At 54.0% G+C, this 16,402-nt stretch carries 18 protein-coding genes; 6 read left to right on the top strand and 12 right to left on the bottom strand.

Annotated elements, in window-relative coordinates:
• Positions 1-334: 334 nt before the first annotated feature.
• From J0A68_RS04760 to J0A68_RS04750, 3 genes are all read left to right on the top strand, one after another.
• Positions 335-2,449, top strand: coding sequence for an outer membrane protein assembly factor BamB family protein (locus J0A68_RS04760; protein WP_206577036.1), 2,115 nt, complete (start codon positions 335-337; stop codon positions 2,447-2,449).
• A gap of 18 nt (positions 2,450-2,467) precedes the next feature.
• Positions 2,468-3,343, top strand: a complete 876-nt coding sequence (locus J0A68_RS04755; protein WP_206577035.1) for a glycoside hydrolase family 16 protein — start codon at positions 2,468-2,470, stop codon at positions 3,341-3,343.
• Between the two features lie 117 nt (positions 3,344-3,460).
• Positions 3,461-4,603, top strand: coding sequence for an acyl-CoA dehydrogenase family protein (locus J0A68_RS04750; RefSeq protein ID WP_206577034.1), 1,143 nt, complete (start codon positions 3,461-3,463; stop codon positions 4,601-4,603).
• A 47-nt stretch (positions 4,604-4,650) separates the two neighbouring features.
• Here J0A68_RS04750 and J0A68_RS04745 read toward each other — a convergent pair whose 3' ends face one another.
• The 11 genes from J0A68_RS04745 to ubiE all read right to left on the bottom strand — a co-directional run bounded on the left by J0A68_RS04745 (position 4,651) and on the right by ubiE (position 14,308).
• Positions 4,651-5,442: a 5'-methylthioadenosine/adenosylhomocysteine nucleosidase gene (locus J0A68_RS04745; protein WP_206577033.1), complete on the bottom strand. Its 792-nt coding sequence runs from the start codon at positions 5,440-5,442 to the stop codon at positions 4,651-4,653.
• Positions 5,439-6,743: an NCS2 family permease gene (locus J0A68_RS04740; RefSeq protein ID WP_206577032.1), complete on the bottom strand. Its 1,305-nt coding sequence runs from the start codon at positions 6,741-6,743 to the stop codon at positions 5,439-5,441. Before J0A68_RS04740 ends, J0A68_RS04745 begins: the two co-directional genes overlap by 4 nt.
• Positions 6,744-6,766: 23 nt before the next feature.
• Positions 6,767-7,159, bottom strand: coding sequence for a PIN domain-containing protein (locus J0A68_RS23120; protein WP_206577031.1), 393 nt, complete (start codon positions 7,157-7,159; stop codon positions 6,767-6,769).
• 48 nt (positions 7,160-7,207) lie between these two features.
• Positions 7,208-7,411 (bottom strand): hypothetical protein, encoded by a 204-nt coding sequence (locus tag J0A68_RS04730; protein WP_206577030.1) that lies wholly within the window; start codon positions 7,409-7,411, stop codon positions 7,208-7,210.
• A 61-nt stretch (positions 7,412-7,472) separates the two neighbouring features.
• Entirely contained in the window at positions 7,473-8,243 is a 771-nt protein-coding gene (locus J0A68_RS04725) for a 3-ketoacyl-ACP reductase (protein WP_206577029.1), read from the bottom strand.
• Positions 8,240-9,682, bottom strand: a complete 1,443-nt coding sequence (locus tag J0A68_RS04720) for an oxidoreductase (protein ID WP_206577028.1) — start codon at positions 9,680-9,682, stop codon at positions 8,240-8,242. The genes J0A68_RS04725 and J0A68_RS04720 overlap by 4 nt, the downstream gene beginning before the upstream one ends.
• Positions 9,679-11,058: a glycoside hydrolase family 88 protein gene (locus J0A68_RS04715; protein WP_206577027.1), complete on the bottom strand. Its 1,380-nt coding sequence runs from the start codon at positions 11,056-11,058 to the stop codon at positions 9,679-9,681. Before J0A68_RS04715 ends, J0A68_RS04720 begins: the two co-directional genes overlap by 4 nt.
• Positions 11,048-12,460 (bottom strand): sodium:solute symporter family protein, encoded by a 1,413-nt coding sequence (locus tag J0A68_RS04710; RefSeq protein ID WP_206577026.1) that lies wholly within the window; start codon positions 12,458-12,460, stop codon positions 11,048-11,050. Before J0A68_RS04710 ends, J0A68_RS04715 begins: the two co-directional genes overlap by 11 nt.
• Positions 12,457-12,669 (bottom strand): hypothetical protein, encoded by a 213-nt coding sequence (locus tag J0A68_RS04705; protein WP_206577025.1) that lies wholly within the window; start codon positions 12,667-12,669, stop codon positions 12,457-12,459. Before J0A68_RS04705 ends, J0A68_RS04710 begins: the two co-directional genes overlap by 4 nt.
• A 167-nt stretch (positions 12,670-12,836) precedes the next feature.
• On the bottom strand, positions 12,837-13,637 hold the full coding sequence (gene porT, locus J0A68_RS04700; protein ID WP_206577024.1) for a type IX secretion/gliding motility protein PorT/SprT: 801 nt from the start codon (positions 13,635-13,637) through the stop codon (positions 12,837-12,839).
• The gene (gene ubiE, locus J0A68_RS04695; protein ID WP_206577023.1) at positions 13,586-14,308 is read right to left on the bottom strand and encodes a bifunctional demethylmenaquinone methyltransferase/2-methoxy-6-polyprenyl-1,4-benzoquinol methylase UbiE; all 723 of its coding nucleotides are present in this window, start codon (positions 14,306-14,308) and stop codon (positions 13,586-13,588) included. Before ubiE ends, porT begins: the two co-directional genes overlap by 52 nt.
• 122 nt (positions 14,309-14,430) lie before the next feature.
• On the opposite strand from ubiE, the gene yihA reads away from it, so the two are divergent.
• Genes yihA through J0A68_RS04680 form a run of 3 tightly spaced genes read left to right on the top strand, consistent with a single transcriptional unit; the run spans position 14,431 to position 15,857 of the window.
• A complete protein-coding gene (yihA, locus tag J0A68_RS04690) occupies positions 14,431-15,042 on the top strand; it encodes a ribosome biogenesis GTP-binding protein YihA/YsxC (protein WP_206577022.1) in 612 nt (203 codons plus the stop codon).
• A gap of 41 nt (positions 15,043-15,083) precedes the next feature.
• A complete protein-coding gene (locus tag J0A68_RS04685; protein WP_206577021.1) occupies positions 15,084-15,506 on the top strand; it encodes a DUF5606 family protein in 423 nt (140 codons plus the stop codon).
• 45 nt (positions 15,507-15,551) lie between these two features.
• On the top strand, positions 15,552-15,857 hold the full coding sequence (locus tag J0A68_RS04680) for a hypothetical protein (RefSeq protein WP_206577020.1): 306 nt from the start codon (positions 15,552-15,554) through the stop codon (positions 15,855-15,857).
• A gap of 68 nt (positions 15,858-15,925) precedes the next feature.
• Here the strand turns inward: J0A68_RS04680 and J0A68_RS04675 are convergent, their stop codons facing one another.
• Positions 15,926-16,240 carry a GIY-YIG nuclease family protein gene (locus tag J0A68_RS04675; protein ID WP_317195089.1) on the bottom strand — a complete coding sequence of 105 codons (315 nt, stop codon included), beginning with the start codon at positions 16,238-16,240 and terminating at the stop codon, positions 15,926-15,928.
• Positions 16,241-16,402: the final 162 nt, after the last annotated feature.

The raw sequence follows: 16,402 nt of genomic DNA, 5'->3' as shown, positions 1-16,402 counted from the left end.
CGATGGGGCTTTGAATCCGTTCTTTTACCATGTCGAGAAACAAAACGACTTTCGTCCCAAGCCTTGATCCCTCCTATTTCTCCCTCCCTCTGTGGTGAAAAAATAGTTGCCGAAGGCGCAGGCGAAGCCCCTTTGTGACCTTGAAAAAGACCAATCGAGAAAAAGAGGACAGTAGTCCCAGACAATGCCAATCCTTTCAAAACCCTTCTCCGTAGCCTTCGCGGTCACTAGCCCTGCCTCTGGAGAAGCAGGGCATCCAGAAATAGCAGAGAAGCATCTGTCTTTGCCGCCTAACAAAAAAACACCGATCTTCTGGCACCAAAACCAACCCAAAATGATCCGCAAATTCCTGTTGGCCTCCTCCTTTGCCCTGCTCCTCCTATCCTGCGAAGAAAAGAAACCCGACATCGACTACACCAACTGGTCGCACTATGGAGGCCCGGAGGACGGTTCGCGCTATACGTCCCTCTCGCAGATCAATCGGGAAAATGTCGCCCAGCTCCAAGTCGCCTGGACCTACCGTACCGGCGACGCCGCCGAGCGCAGCCAGATCCAGTGCCAGCCCATCGTGGCCAACGGCCTGCTCTACGCCACTACGCCTAAGCTGAATGTATTTGCCCTGGATGCTGCCACGGGCGCGGAAATTTGGCGCTTCGACCCATTTCAAGTCTTGGGTGGGGAAAACTCCTGGGCGGGCACCAACCGCGGTGTGAGCTATTGGGAGAGTGCAGAGGAAAAGCGTATCCTCTTCACCGCCGGCAACTGGCTGATGGCCCTGGACGCAATGACGGGGGAGCCGATTCTGGATTTTGGGGATGGGGGAAAAGTTGACCTTCGCAAAGAGCTCGACACGAACCTGGAGGACTTCCTGATCGTCTCCAACGCACCTGGGGCTATTTTCGAAGACAAAATCATCCTCGGCATGCGGCTTTCCGAAGGCCTGGATGCCGCCCCTGGACATGTTCGCGCGTACAATGTGAAAACCGGAAAAAGGGAATGGATCTTCCACGCCATTCCGCAGGAAGGCGAACCCGGGTACGAAACCTGGGATCCCAAGCACATCCGCCAAATCGGCGGGGCAAACAACTGGGCGGGCATGACCGTGGATCAGGCGCGGGGCATCGTCTATGTCCCGACCGGCTCGGCGACTTATGACTTTTGGGGCGGCTATCGGACTGGGGACAACCTCTACGCCAATTCGCTTCTGGCCTTGGATGCCAAAACAGGCCAGCGAATCTGGCACTTTCAGGCCGTACACCACGACGTTTGGGATCGAGACTTCCCCGCCAACCCCAACCTGATCCGCATCCAAAAGGACGGAAAATGGATAGACGCTGTCGCGCAGATCTCCAAGCAAGGCATGACCTATGTCTTTGACCGGGAGAGTGGCGAGCCGATTTGGCCGATCGAGGAGAAAGAAGTCTCACAATCCATCATGCCCGGGGAGATCAGTTCCAAGACCCAGCCTATTCCAAGTCTACCCGAGCCGTTTATGAACATGGTTTTCGAAGAAAAGGACATCTTAAATCTCAAACCCCAATGGAAAGCCGACATCCAATCCCAACTTTCCAACGCTATCATCGGCGATACTTGGGCGCCCCCACATCCCGAAAAGCCCATCGTGCTCTTTCCCGGTATGGACGGAGGGGGAGAATGGGGCGGGGCTTCCTTTGACCCGGAAACCCAGACACTGTACGTGAACGCCAACCAAATCCCCTGGCTGATCGAGATGACGCCAAACGCCGGCTTTGGCAACGTCGGCCTCTCCATCTACACCAACTATTGCGGCAACTGCCACGGGATGGAGCGGAAGGGCGTGACGGGTTCGGTTCCTTCCTTGCTTGGCTTGGAGAAAAAATACAGCGCCGACTCCCTCGCCAAGCTCCTGCAAACTGGGCGCGGAGCGATGCCGGCTTTTTCCCACATCTCCGCAGAGGAAAAAGGCGTGCTAATCGACTACCTCCTCGGAAAAGCCGAAACGGGCGACAAAGTGGAGCTAGAGGCCGAAAGCGCAAAGCTCTATCCACGCTACTACATGAAAGGCTACAAGAAGCTCCTGACCCAAGACGGCATCTACGGCTCCAATCCGCCCTGGGGCCTGCTCACGGCCTTGGACATGAATACTGGAAGAAAAAAATGGCAAATTCCGCTGGGCTCCATTGACTCGCTCGCAGCCCAGGGTTTTGAAAACACCGGGATAGAAAACTATGGTGGGCCAGTCGCGACGGCTGGAGGGCTGCTTTTCATCGCTGCGACCAAGGATGAAAAGATCCGCGCGTTTGACAAAGAAACGGGGGAATTGCTCTGGGAGGCCAAGCTACCGGCCGCGGGCCATGCCACGCCTGCCGTGTATGAGAAGAACGGAAAGCAATATCTGGTCATCGCCTGCGGAGGCGGCAAGGGCACCAAAAGTGGGGATGCCTATGTGGCTTTCGCGCTTCCTGAGTAGATTTGCCGGGAGTCTCTCATGAAAATCACCTTACTGTACACCCTCTTCTTAGCTCTTTTGCTCCAAAGCGACCAAAAACACCAAGAATTCCACTCCGCCTTCCGGGAGGATTTTTCCTCCGCCCAGCTGGAAAACTTCCGCTACGGCTCCACGGGCAGAAAGGCGGCTTTCAAATGGAAATCTGGCAAAAAGTCGAAATCCGAGCCCGGCACACGCGTGCTTTCTTTCAAGCTTCACCCCAAGGAAAACCCCGGGCCGGGTAAAGGGCCGGAGATCATTTCCAATAAGCTCACCCATTTTGGCAGCTATTCTACCCGTCTCAAAGTCCCGTCGGCGAAAACCCAACCTGATGTAGGTGCGGTGGTGGGCTTTTTTACCTACGAAAACGACACCGGCCAGGGCCTGAGCGAAGTGGACATGGAGTGGCTCATCGCCGATCCGCAGATTCTCTATATCGGCACCTGGACCGGAGAATCCGGGCAACTGAAGCGCGTCGGACGTACCATCAACCTATCCACCGGAGAAATCCACACCACCGAGTACCGGGAAGATCACCGCGAATTGCAAGAAAAACTCACCGGTGATCTAGCCCTACCTACGGAAATCGCCCCGATACCCGGATTTGACGCCTCGGAGGGGTTTCACACCTATGGCTTTGACTGGCATCCGGACCACATCCGCTGGTGGATGATCCATCCGGTGACTGCCGACACCGTGGTACTCTGGGACTATCGGGGAGAAAGAGGAATTCCCCAGCATCCCTCCCGCTATCGCATGAACTTCTGGCATACGGACAACTGGGCAGTGGAGACCAATCCCCATTCCCTCGAAAAACCGGAAAGCAGGGTTGAACTGGAAGTGGACTGGATGGAGTACAAGCCGCTCGAACGATAGCATCGCCTCTTCCGCCTCCAGATTTTTCTGCCTCCTCCGCTCCTATCCGCTCTTGCAGATACCAAACCAAATGTCCATTTTGGAGTTGAACCAGTATAAACCCAAATTGACATTACCATGCATTTTAACCCGAGTGAAAACCAGCGGATGATCGCCCAGATGATCCGGGATTTCGGAGCCAAAGAGATCACGCCCTTCCGCAAGGAATGGGATGATCAACAGATTTTCCCCAAATCACTTTTCAAAAAACTGGGCGAGCTCGGCCTGATGGGCGTCTTGATCCCAACCGAATACGGAGGTGCTGGCTTTGGCTACGAGGAATACGTCACCGCCATTGCCGAGCTTTCCAAGCTCGATCCCTCCGTGGGGCTTTCCATGGCTGCGCACAATTCGCTGTGCTCTGGTCACATTTTGCTTTTTGGCACAGCGGAGCAAAAGCAAAAATACCTGCCCAAGCTCGCCTCCTGCGAATGGCTGGGAGCCTGGGGACTTACCGAGCCAAATACCGGTTCCGATGCCGGCAACATGCGTACCGTCGCCCAAAAAGACGGAGACCACTACATCCTCAACGGTGCCAAAAACTTCATCACCCATGGCGTCTCCGGCGATGTCGCCGTGGTGATCGCCCGCACGGGAGCACCCGGTGAGCGGCGCGGAGCCAGCGCCTTCATCGTCGAAAAAGGCACGCCGGGATTCAAAGGCGGCAGGAAAGAGGACAAGCTCGGCATGCGGGCCTCTGAGACGGCCGAGATGATCTTCGAGGACTGCCGCGTGCACGAAAGCCAAGTCCTCGGCACCGTCGGGGAGGGATTTGTCCAGGCGATGAAAGTGCTCGATGGCGGCCGGATTTCCATTGCCGCGCTTTCGCTGGGCATCGCCGAGGGGGCATACGAGGCCTCGGTGCAGTACTCCAAAGAACGCCAGCAGTTTGGCAAGCCCATCTCCAGTTTTCAGGGTATTTCCTTCAAACTCGCGGACATGGCCACCCGGATCGAAGCCGCCCGACTCTTGATAGCCAAGGCGGCAGCTCTCAAAAACAGCGGAAAAAAAGTTACGCTCGAAGGGGCTCAGGCCAAATATTACGCATCCGAAGTGTCCGTATGGGCGGCAAACGAGGCCGTGCAGATCTTTGGGGGCTATGGCTTCACCAAGGATTATCCTGTGGAAAAATACTACCGTGATGCCAAGCTCTGCACGATAGGCGAAGGCACCTCGGAGATCCAGAAAATCGTCATTGCCAGGGAAGTGCTGAAGCAGTAGGCAGTTTTGCAGTGGGCAGTGAGCAGTCAACTGCCAACTGAGACTGATCACTGCATACTTTCCAAGATCCCCAACACGATCCGCGCGGAGTTGACCGAGGCAGGGCCAACAAACTGGTTGAAGTTGACTCGCGCGTGGTTGTTGGCATTGTCGCTGCAGCTACGGATGATGACAAAGGGAATGTCGAGACTGCGGCAAATATGGGCGATCGCGGCTCCTTCCATTTCAGTCGCGAGCGCATCAAATTCCCCAAACAGCCATTTTGCCTTTTCGTCACTGCTCACAAACACATCCCCTGTCGCAATCACTCCGGAGAAAATCCTCGGCTCCCTTCCCGAGATAGGCTCCAGCTTGGCTTCGTTGGCGGCCTGCAGGCTGCTCTCCACCAAGGCTGCGTCGGAGGAAACAAAGAGCTCCTGATGTCTTCCCCCATCCAGCTTTCGAAAAGGCCAAACCGAAAAACCCGTGGAGTCGATCTGGCCAAAATCAAACTGCACCAACTTTTCCCCTATCACAATATCCCCCGGCATAGCCTCAGGATGCAGACCGCCTGCGACTCCGGTAAAAATCAGCAGCTCGGGGCGAAAGTTTTCCGCCAAAACCGCCGTACTGTACGCGGCGTTGACCTTGCCTACTCCCGCCTTGAGCAGCACGATTTTTTGGCCTTTGAGCTTCCCCTTATAGAAGGCTATTCCGCCTCTTTCCACCTTCTTCACCGACTTCATCGAGTCGATCAACAGGGCGATTTCCTGATCCATTGCCCCCATGATGGCGATGCGTTGGGCATGGCTTTGGGAAAAAATCAAAACGGCGACAAATAGGAAAAGGGCTTTTTTCATATCCATAAAAAGAAAAGCGAAAGTACGCTGATGACGACCAGGATGGGATTGAGCTGGGCGCTTTTTCCCGTGATCAGCTTCAAAACCGTCCAGCTGATAAAGCCGAAAGAAATGCCCACAGAGAGGCTGTAGGTAAAGGGAATCAGGACAATCGTGAGAAAAGAAGGCAAAGCCTCCGCAGGGTCTTGCCAGTTGATCTTGGTCAGCGGCACCACCATGAAGGAGCCCACCAGCACCAAAGCGATGGAACTGGCTACCGAGGGGATGACCGAAAGCAGCGGCGAAAAGAACATAAAAGGCAAAAACAGCAGACCCGCGGTCACGGCCGTGAGTCCTGTTCTTCCCCCTTCCTCTATTCCCACCGCCGACTCGATGAATGCCGTGCCCGAGCTGCTCCCCACCAGCCCGGCAAAGAGCGTCGCGAGGGAGTCGGTCAGCAGGGATTTGCGCATGTTTTGGGGAGAGCCGTCGGGGTCCTTGAGTCCCGAGGCCTCGGCTAGTCCCACGAAGGTGGAAATCCCGTCAAACAGGATCGTGAACGTGAACACAAAGATGATCGGGATATGGATCAGGCGCAGGGAACCCAGAATGTCGGCTTTGCCCACCAAGCTGAAGTCCGGCCAGGCGAAGAATCCGGTGTAGTTGACCAAAGTCGGCACCCCCAGGTTGAATGCCGAGGCATCACCCCAAAAACGTCCAATGGGCCAAGCCAAAGCGGTCGTAAACAAAATCCCAAAGATCATCGCACCCGGCACCTTGCGGATCAAAAGCCCTCCGGTAAAGAGCAATCCCGCCAAAAAAGTAAGCGTCACCGGATCTTGGAAAGAAAACATCCCGACCAAAGTTGCCGGATTGTCGACGATGAAGTGGGCGTTTTGGAAGCCGATAAAACAGATGAACAGCCCGATCCCCGCCGATACGGCATGGCGGATGGCGGGAGGGATCGCACGGATGATTTTCTCCCGAGTCTGAAAAACCGACAACAGCAGAAAAATCACCCCCGACCAAAACACCGCACCCAGCGCCTCCTCAAAGCTCAGCCCGAAGCCCATCACGGCGGTGTAGGCGAAAAAGGCGTTGATGCCCATGCCGGGAGCGACCACAATGGGGTTTTTGGCATAAAGCCCCATCATCAAGCTGCCAAACACCGACACGAGAACAGTAGCGGTCAGGACTGCCGAAAAGGGCATTCCCGCTTGGGAAAGAATGGCGGGATTGACGACGATGATGTAGAAGCAGGCGAGAAAGGTGCTGATACCTGCAAGGATTTCGGTTTTGGTGGAGGAGGGCTTGGGGGTCATTAAAACAGTCGGCTTAAGCCAATTTACTCCAGACTTTGTCTAAACTCCAAAAGTTGATCTGTGTCTATGACCCATTCCTGGCTTTTTCTCAATAGCCCAGACTTCAATTTTTTATCCCCAGTCCACAAAAATCCATTCAAATGAAGGGAAAGTGCGACAAAGGGCGCGTCAAATTCGTCGACATCCTTCACTAAGTCAATTGCTTGTTTCCAAATCTCGGGTTTCAGTTCAGAAAGGTCGACAAGCTTGACTTGGCCAAGGACGGTCTTCTGGAGAAAAGCCATTTCGGAGGACTCGATTCCCGAAAGACGCAACAACTTTTGGAGATGTTTGGCCAACTCCTCCACTATAAAACCAGGAGAGTAAAAAGTGATTTTTGGAAGTAGAGTTAAAAAGTAGGTCGCTGATTTTCCCAATCGGGTTTAGCAAGGAGCTAAACACGATGTTGGTATCAACCACGACCTTCACTTCACAAAGCGCTTTTTGTTTTCCTCCCACCAAGTTGACTTGGACTCTTGCGCCAGCTCGTCAATTTCGCTATCAGAAGCGGCGCTTTTCGAGGCGATCGCTCGAAATTTAATATAGTCCAAAATCTTATCCAGCTCCGCGATATCCACGTCGGCGGGGATTCTGATGATGATTTCCTTGTCGGTTCGTTCGATTCGCATATTCCAAGATAAGGGTTTTGGCCCAATAGCCCTGTAATGCAAGCCGCTGATTTTTAGTTCCTCACAGCCTTCCCACCGTCAGTCCCCCATCCACGGCAATGACTTGGCCGGTAGTGTAGGGCAAGTCCCCCCGGAGAAGTGCCCCGACAAGCTTGCCGATATCGGCTGGATTTCCGAGTCTCGGCTCCAGCGTCAGCCCCTTAGCGATCCGCTCCTGGTAGATTTCCTTTACCTTTTCGGTCATGTCCGTCTCGATGATACCTGGTTGGATTTCAAAAACCGGAATATCGAACTCCGCCAAGCGCACCGCCAGAACCTTGGACATCATCGAGAGCCCCGCCTTGGCCATGCAGTAGGCCACGCGATTGGCCGAAGCAAGAACAGCCGATACCGAGGTGATGTTGACTATCGAAAGGGGAGTTTCCGAATCCGATTTTCGGATCTCTGTCATCCAGTTTGCGATGGATTGGGTGAGAAAAAAAGTCCCCCGGAGGTTGATGTCCATCAGATGGTCAAAGTCCTCCTCAGCCACTTCCAGCACATCGGCTCGCACTCGTGGTGCCACGCCAGCGTTGTTGACCAGGAAATTCAGGGTGCCAAACGTCTCTCTTACCCCTGAGAGGATGGACTCCCGATCGGTTTTCTCAGCGATGTTTCCGGGAAAATAGACCACCCGAACCCCGCTTTTGCGAAGCTCCTCCAAGACCTCGACTACGTCCCTTTCCGGCCGGACTCCGTTCAGGGCCAAGTCGATTCCTTCCTGCGCCAGCTTTTTGGCTATGCCCAGCCCGATCCCGCGGGTACCGCCGGTGATGAGTGCTACGCTTTTCATTCTCCTTTCAAAACTTTCAGTTGATCATACTCCGGCATGGCCTTGTACAGGGGATCGAGTGGAAAACAGCCGGAAATCATGCCGTTTCTCGGGGCTGTCGTGCAGTCGGAAAAGGTGCGGCAGATCTTTGCCCGCTTCAATCCTGTTCCCGAAATGATGTCCGCTGGCATATCCGGATAGCTGAGTACCATTCGGCCAAAGCCAATCGAATCTGCTTTTCCTGTATTTAGCACATTCTGACCCACATTGGGAAGCCACTCCTGTAGGTAGGAATAGGCCGAGCCGATCACATAAAGGCCTGGGAAAGCCTCCTTGATCTCCGCGGTCGCCTGTATCTGCCGGGCGACTCCATGCAGCGGATCTTCCGGTGGCAGGTAGCCGTCCGATGGAGGGAAAAGCGCCGGACGCTGGATATGGGGGTTGTAGTAGGGACTACCGGCCGTGGTGCAAAAAAGCTCAATTCCCAGTTTTTCCAGTTCCTGGAGAAAAAGAAAGGACTCAGCCATATCCGCTTGCGTCCCGCTTTCCTTCCCTCCAAACGCGTGGCGATAGGGAGCTTCATGGGCTGGAATGCCGGTTTCCTCCGAGCCTTTCTGAAAAGGGACCCAGTCAAACATACTCATCCGCACACCGATCTCCAACCCGGGAGCCGCGGCCCGGATTCCAGCTACGATGTCTCGGAGAAAGCGCGTTCTGTTTTCAAAACTCCCCCCGTACTTTCCTTCGCGGTCGTAGGCGCTGAGAAACTCGTGTCCCAGATAGCCATGACAGTGCTTGATATCGACGAAGTGGAAGCCCGCCTTTTGCGCCAGCACCGCTGCCCGCACATAGTCTTCTATGATCGAGTCGATCTCCCCGTCCGTCATCAGCGGATAGTCATCGGCCAGACCGAATTTTTTATTCAAGACCGGATGCGGATACAGAATCCTCGGCTCCATTTTCTTCTTATCCCGGGGCTTGCAGAAGCGCCCGGAATGCGTGAGCTGCAATCCCACCAGCAGATCAGAGGTGTCTCCAAACTGCTCCTGATGGGTATCCTGAACGAGCTGGAAAAGGCCTACAAAGTCCTGAAAGGTCTCTTCGTTCAGCATCAGCTGGTTGGGGTTGGCGCGGCCCTCGGGGCGCACGGCCACCGCCTCGCAGCCCCAGAGGAGCTTGGCACCGCTGAGCGCAAAGTGCTTCCAGCGCCGCTTAGTCAGCTCCGTCGGCCTTCCGTCCTCCGTCCCATCCCAGCCCTCCATGGGCAGGATGCACATCGCATTGCCGATCTTCTGGCCAGAGCGCAGGGTATGCGGCTTAGCAAAAGGGGAACTTTCCCCAGAAACCAACTCCGCGTCAAAGTCCAGGTTTATCCCCTCTTTTTCCAGATGCTGGCGCAAAAGCTCCGCGGTCTTCAGCTGCGCCACTCGGGGAAAAGCCGGTTTGTATTTTCCACTCATGCCGGTACACAGTTTAGGAAGGAATAATAGGGTTCGTCATTGGCAATGCGCTGGAGCAGCAATGCCAGCTCGCGGGCGTGGTAGTCGCCCCACATGCTGGACTCGCCGTGAGCGACTTTGCCCTGCTGCGGCACATAATCCCAGCCATTGGGCTGATGGTAGATCGAGTGCAGGATCAAGCCTTGGTGATCCGAAGCGGTGGACAGGTAAGGCTCGGAGAAAAGCGCCCCCGCGAGCTGGATTCCTGCCCGTCGGTATTTCTGGCCACGATCCGGATCAGATTGGCTCAGCCAGTTTCCGATGCGGATCAGACCTTGGGCGGTGATGCAAGCCGCCGAGCTGTCCACCGGCTCGTACTCGTTGTAGGGATCGGAGGGCCGAGCGAGGTAGTCGCCCAGCTTGTGGAGATTGGGTGCGCCCGTGTCCCAGTAGGGAATCCCGTCGGTCGGGGTATTGGCTAGATAAAACTCAGAGGTAGCGATTGCCGCCTCTGACAGTTCCTTGATCAAGTCGGCCTTGGAGATGATGTCGGCATAGTCGCCCTCCGGAATTTGATCCAAAATCTCCAAAGTCTCGCCCAAGCCACAAATCGCCCAAGCCAAGCCTCGCGTCCAAGTGCTGAAACCGGTGTAGCCCTGCTGGGAATTGGGACAGCGGTAAGCGCCGTCGTTGGTGTTGAAGATGATCTCGTGGGCGGTACGGCCCGGAATATCGTAGCTGTCCCGGCCTTTTCCGTAGAAAATCGAATAACGAACCGTACTCAAAATATGCTGGATCGCTCGCTGGATGAGGGAAATGCGTTTGTCATTTTCCCCCTGCAGCACATGGCCGAGCTGATGCGACACCACCAAAGCCCGACAGCTGCGGATCGTATCGACGAAGAGCGAGTGCGGGCCATTGAAGGAGTAAATGAAACCTCCACCAGGAATGCTCGTCCAGCGCGTAGCCTGCACGGCACCGGTGACTTTCAACGCCAGTTTGTAAAACTCGCGCTCCCAGTCGGAGCCTTCGATTTTGCCCTCGTTGATCAGGCGGAGCAGATTGCCGTAGGTACTCACGTTGTTGAACCCATGGTCGTGAACGCCGATATGGGTCAGGTGCGGAGCCATTTTTCCCACGGTGTTTCTTCGGCCTATCTCCAGAAACTCGGTTTCCCCTGTGGCATCAAACTGCAACACTGCGGAGCCAAACTGGAAGCCCTGCGTCCACTCCGTCCAGCCGCGGGTGACATAGATTCCTTTTTCGGTAAAAACAGGCGCCCCCTTTTGGGTGTCAAACGACTGTTCTATCATCCGGATTTTCTCTCCGGAAAGGGCCCAAAAGCGCTCCAATGGTTTTTTTAAATCGTCAATCGAATAAGTTGAATCAAGCTTCATGGGTATTTTTTTGGTTAAAATAGTGCGCCAACATGATGATAGCGGACAGGGGAATCAAAACAGCATACATGGCTGAATCCGTCGGCAAGCCGGCAAAACCAGCTGGCACAAGCTCCAGCAGAGAAAGGACAAAATAGCCCAAGGCCAGTCCAGAAACGAGCAATAAGGACTTTGGGGGATTTTTGAAAATCACCGCCGCCAGCACCACCGGCGCGATCATGGACGTCCCGGCAAAACTCACTCGGGCTAGCATCACCAGCTCGTCGCTCATGATGGTGGAAAAGCCCAGCACGATCACCGAAAACACCAAAATGGCCAGTTGGGTGATGCGCATGTTGCGCTTGTCCGAGCCGGAAAGCAGGGATCGGAGCTCTGTGCCCAGGGCGAAAATCTGCGCGTTGGTCGTGGAGAGGCAAGCCGCGAAGAGGCCGACTACAGCCAAAGCCGCCACTGGGCTCGCCTGGTCAAAGAGCAGAGCCTGGGAAAGGAAATCGGCGGTCTCCCGATCCGGATATTTCACCGCACCGTACAAGCCGATAAAGGCCGTCGGCAAGATCACGAGAATGGCGAAAATACCCACGGCATAGGCCATTTTGTGAACCGACTTGAGGCTTTTCAGCACGACCAAGCGGGTAGTAAACTGCGGTTGGGACACGGGAATAAGCACGATGGCTACCGCCGAGGCGATCAGAAAAGGGCTCGAAAACAGTCCCTTTGGCCCGGGAAGCGAGAGCAGCGCGGCATTGCTTTCTTCGACTTTGGCCAGGCCAGCTTCCAGTCCTCCCGCCATGCTCAGGCAGGTGAGCCCGATGATCCAGATCACCGCCAGCATGATCACTCCCTGGATCGCGTCACTGTACATGATGGCTTTCAGCCCCCCGATCTCCGAGTACACGAGCATGAGGACGACCAGCATCGCAGCCCAGCCCCAGTCCGGCATCAACGCCGGAAAGGCCGCACTCAGGAAGATCGAAATCCCACGGATCTGGATCGCCACGTAGGGGATCAGAAAAAGAAAGGAACTGACGAACACCAGATAGCCCGCCCCTTTGTTTCGAAAGCAGCTTTGGACAAAACCTGCGACGCCTTTGTAGCCGACTTGGGTCGCCTTTTTGCGCAGCGCATAGCCAAACCAGATCAGCATAAACACCATCAGCGCATCCGAAACCGCCAGGAAGATCCAGGCCCCCACACCATGCGTCCGGAAAAAATCCGGCATGCCCATGAAGGTAAAGGCACTGAACAAGGCTGCCGAAAAGGTCAGGAATCCGAGGATCGAGCCGATGTTTGACCCTGCGAGCATAAACTCATCCGAGCTGCGATGCTTGCTGTAAGACTTGTAGGAAGCAAAGCCCAGAGAGATCAAAAACAGGGTGAAGAAGAAAATCAGCCAGCCCGTCATGCTTTCTTGGATTCTTCATGGGGAAAAAAGAGGGAACCAAGGTAGGTGAGCACCACCAACACGATGGCCACGAGCAACCCGCTCCAGAAGACAAAGGGAACGCCGCCGAGCCTAGGTTCGACTTTGTGTTCTACAAAAAGGAAAAGAAAGGAGCCGACCGAAACAAGCAATACGGCCAAGACGATGATCGTCCAGATTTTGGATTTCATGGGTTAAGCTAGAGGTTATATGGGTAAAAATCAGTCAGCAGGGACTAAAAGCTCCCTGCCGCGTCAAAATAGCAATAAACTTCTGCTTTGCTACCCTTGCATGCCCCGTTCGGCTGGGGAAACGACTGCTTTCTACGAAATCAATTTCGTAGCCATGAAACCTTGTGTTACTGGAAGTTGAGGTAGATCGTGATCCCTTTGCGCTTGACCGAAGAGATCACGTCGCGAATCTCGGCGGGAGTCTTCTCGGCGTAGTAGATATTGTTGAGTCCATGTGAAAAACGGATCTCCGGCGCAAACTTGAAATACTTGAAATAGATCTCAAAACCCATCCCCGCCTCGATGGCGAAGTCCTGGCCCGTGGTCACGATGGGGTCGAGATTGGCCTCGTCCTGGCTTTTGGTGCGAAACTGGTAGCTCGCCCCTCCGATGAAGTACATCCGGGTATTGTTGAAGCGCTGGGAGCGATACTTGAAGAGCAGGGGGATTTCCACCATGGTCGCCTCGTTCACGACTTCCTCTGTGCGATAGCCCAGGGAATTGGACGAACTGTTGTCGTTTCCGGGCACATTGTCGGTCAGCGGCACATAGTAGTTGATGTCCGTTCGGTATTCGTAAAAGGCGATTTTCGGGGTCAGCAGTAGATTGACCTGGTCATGCAGCCTCAAAATCCCCGTAAACCCCAAAGCAAACCCGGGAGTGTATTTGGGGTAGATGGAATAGACCTGGTTGTTGGCGACGTTGGTAGGGTCTAAAAAAGCCTCCGAATACTTGATCTGGTAGGTAGCCGTGTGCCCAGCGAGAAAAAAACCGTAGGAGAGCGTCTTATTGTCCGATCCTGCGGTGCTGGTAAGGCCAAAAAGGCCCTGGGAAAAGCCCGCAACACTAAACCCAAAAAAGGCCAAAGAAAGGAGGCCTATTTTTGCCCTACATAGATGGAGCTGATTCCGAAAGTGAGAGGTTTGCATACGGTGCTGTGAAATCCGACTTTTTTCAAAACTGCCAGAAAATCCTGTCCATCCGGAAAGGCCTGGACTGACTCGGGGAGATAAGTATAAGCAGAATTGTCCTTGGATACAATCTTGCCCACTTGCGGAAGGATCGTGTTGGAATAAAAGGCGTAAGCCTGCTTCATGGGAAAGGCCCGCGGCTTGCTGAATTCCAAAATGACCGTCTTTCCTCCGGGCTTCAGCACGCGGTACATATCTGCGAGGCCCTTTTCCAGGTTTTCGAAGTTTCTGACTCCAAAGGAAACGATGACGGCATCAAACTTATTATCCTCAAAAAGCAATCCTTCCGAATCGCCAAGGTGCATTTCGATCTTGTCCTGCAGGCCGCGCTTGAGCATCTTTTTTCTTCCTTCGGCCAGCATACCTTCGGAGATATCCACGCCGATGATCTTGTCCGGATTCAGCGCAAGCGCCTCGATGGCAAAGTCCCCCGTGCCGGTGGCGATGTCCAGGATCAGCTTGGGCTGGTCTTTTTGGAGTATCTTGACGGCCTTTTTTCTCCAGATGATGTCGATCCCCATGCTCAGCACATGGTTGAGCAGATCGTACTTGCCACTGATGTTGTTAAACATCTCGGCGACTTGTTCTTTTTTGGAGTCTTGCTTGTCTTTGTAGGGTACTACAGCCATCACGGTTCTTCTTTGGTGTCGCAATATTACTACAGAAACCCGAGGAATCGAAAAATGTTGCCTTTTAAGCCTTTCGGAGCCTTCCAAAATAAAAGCGTATTTTTGCCGGGAACAAAAAAGCCATGATCCGAAAAGCACAATTTGTCGTCAGCAACACCGATCCAGCCAAATGCCCCAAGCCCGACCGGGCCGAGATCGCCTTCATCGGCCGATCCAACGTAGGCAAAAGCTCCCTGATCAACATGCTCACCGGAGTCAAAGAGCTCGCCAAGACTTCCCAAAGACCCGGAAAGACGCAGCTGATCAACCACTTCCTGATCGATGACCGTTGGTTTTTGGTCGATTTGCCAGGCTACGGCTTCGCCAAAGTCAGCAGGGACACCAAGGACAAGTGGGAGAAGATGATCAGCTCCTACCTCACCGGGAGGCCCAATCTCTGCGGGGTCTTTGTCCTGATCGACAGCCGACTGGAGCCTCAGCGGATCGACTTGGAGTTTGTGAACTGGTGCGGGGAGGAAGGCGTGCCCTTTGTGATCGTCTTTACCAAAGCCGACAAACAGTCCAAGACCCAAACCGACAAAAACGTGAAGGCTTTTCTCAAAAAAATGGAAGATATCTTCGGCGATCTCCCCGACTACTTCGTCACCTCCGCCGAAAAAGGGAGCGGGAAGGAAGAGGTCTCCGCCTTCCTCGACGAGCTGGTCTCAGAATACGAGTCCGAGCAGACAAATTGAGCGATAATTCTATATTTGCAGCCTGAAAAACAAATCAACGCATGAATTTCAAAGACATAGCCACCGTAGCCGGCAAGCCGGGTTTGTATAAAGTACTGAAGCCAACCCGCTCCGGCGTCGTGCTGGAATCCATGGATGACAAGAAGACCAAGCTCGTGGCCGGAATGGCGCAGCGTGTGTCCATCCTCAGCGACATCTCCATCTACACCCTGACCGAGGAAGGCGCTGAGCCTCTGGAGTCCGTGATGAAAAAAATCGAAGCCGAATACCAAGGCGACACCGGAGTAGACAGTAGTTCCTCTGACAGCGAGCTTCGCGCTTTCCTGAAGTCCGTCCTTCCTGACTTCGACGATGCGAGGGTTTATACCTCCGACATCAAGAAGCTGGTGGCTTGGTACAAGATCATCCGCACGGCCATCCCAGAAGTACTGGAAGAAAGTGCAGGAGAAGAAAAAGAAGCCTAATTTCACAGCCCCGACCGCAAGTCGGGGCTTTTGCTTGCCACTCCCATGTCCCAGAGCCTTCCCGAAGAAACGTATCAATTGGTCTCCAAAGACTTCCTCCTGCCTGAGGCGAAAGAAGAGTTTTCGGAGGAAAAAGCGATTCTGGCGCTCACCAAAGCCGTCAGCCAACTCATGGACCGAAATCTCGAAAAGCTCCTGCAGATCTGCTACCGCATTGACCTCTCCGAAAACCGCCTCAAGCAAATCCTCCACGAGTCCGAGCCCGAACTCGTCGCTTCCGACTTGGCCAAGGCCCTTTGGGATAGACAAAAGCTGAAAGTGGAGATCCGGAGGAGGTATTCGGGCAAGTAGCAACCCTGACTGTTGTCGTTGTCACCTTGAGCGAAGTCGAAGGGTGGAAATCAGAAATTCAATAAAAATCACATTTTTTTAGTGGAGTCGATGTCAGATTGAGCCGTGTCGGTATCAGGCTGAGCGGAGACGAAGCCTTTTTCGAAATTTTTATGTGAAGTTCCATTTCTGCACTCAGCCAGCGACTTGAGTTGGTTCCAGTCGCCATTTATCATCGCCTCCTTCTTCTTTCTACTCCAACCTTTTACCTGCTTTTCAAAAGCGATTGCTTCTTTCACTTCTCTAAAATCTTGCAGGAAAACCAATTCCAAAGGTCTACGCTTGAAAGTATAGCAAAACGGATCAGTGCCTTCGTTGTGCTCCTCTAGTCTCCTTGTCAACACTATTCGTCACACCAGTGTAATAGCTGCTATCTGAGCACTTCAATAGGTAGACGAAGTAAGTTTTCACATCGACTAGGAAAGCCATTCAACTTACAAAAAAAAGTCCTCGACTCCGCTCGGACTGACACGTCAAGCGCAAATACCAATAGTCTCGCTGGCTGA

Origin of the sequence: Algoriphagus oliviformis (assembly GCF_017254915.1) — a bacterium.
GTDB classification, from domain to species: Bacteria; Bacteroidota; Bacteroidia; order Cytophagales; family Cyclobacteriaceae; genus Algoriphagus; species Algoriphagus oliviformis.
The sequence above is the reverse complement of the archived record's forward strand: the minus strand, read 5'-3'. Positions and strand labels throughout refer to the sequence as shown.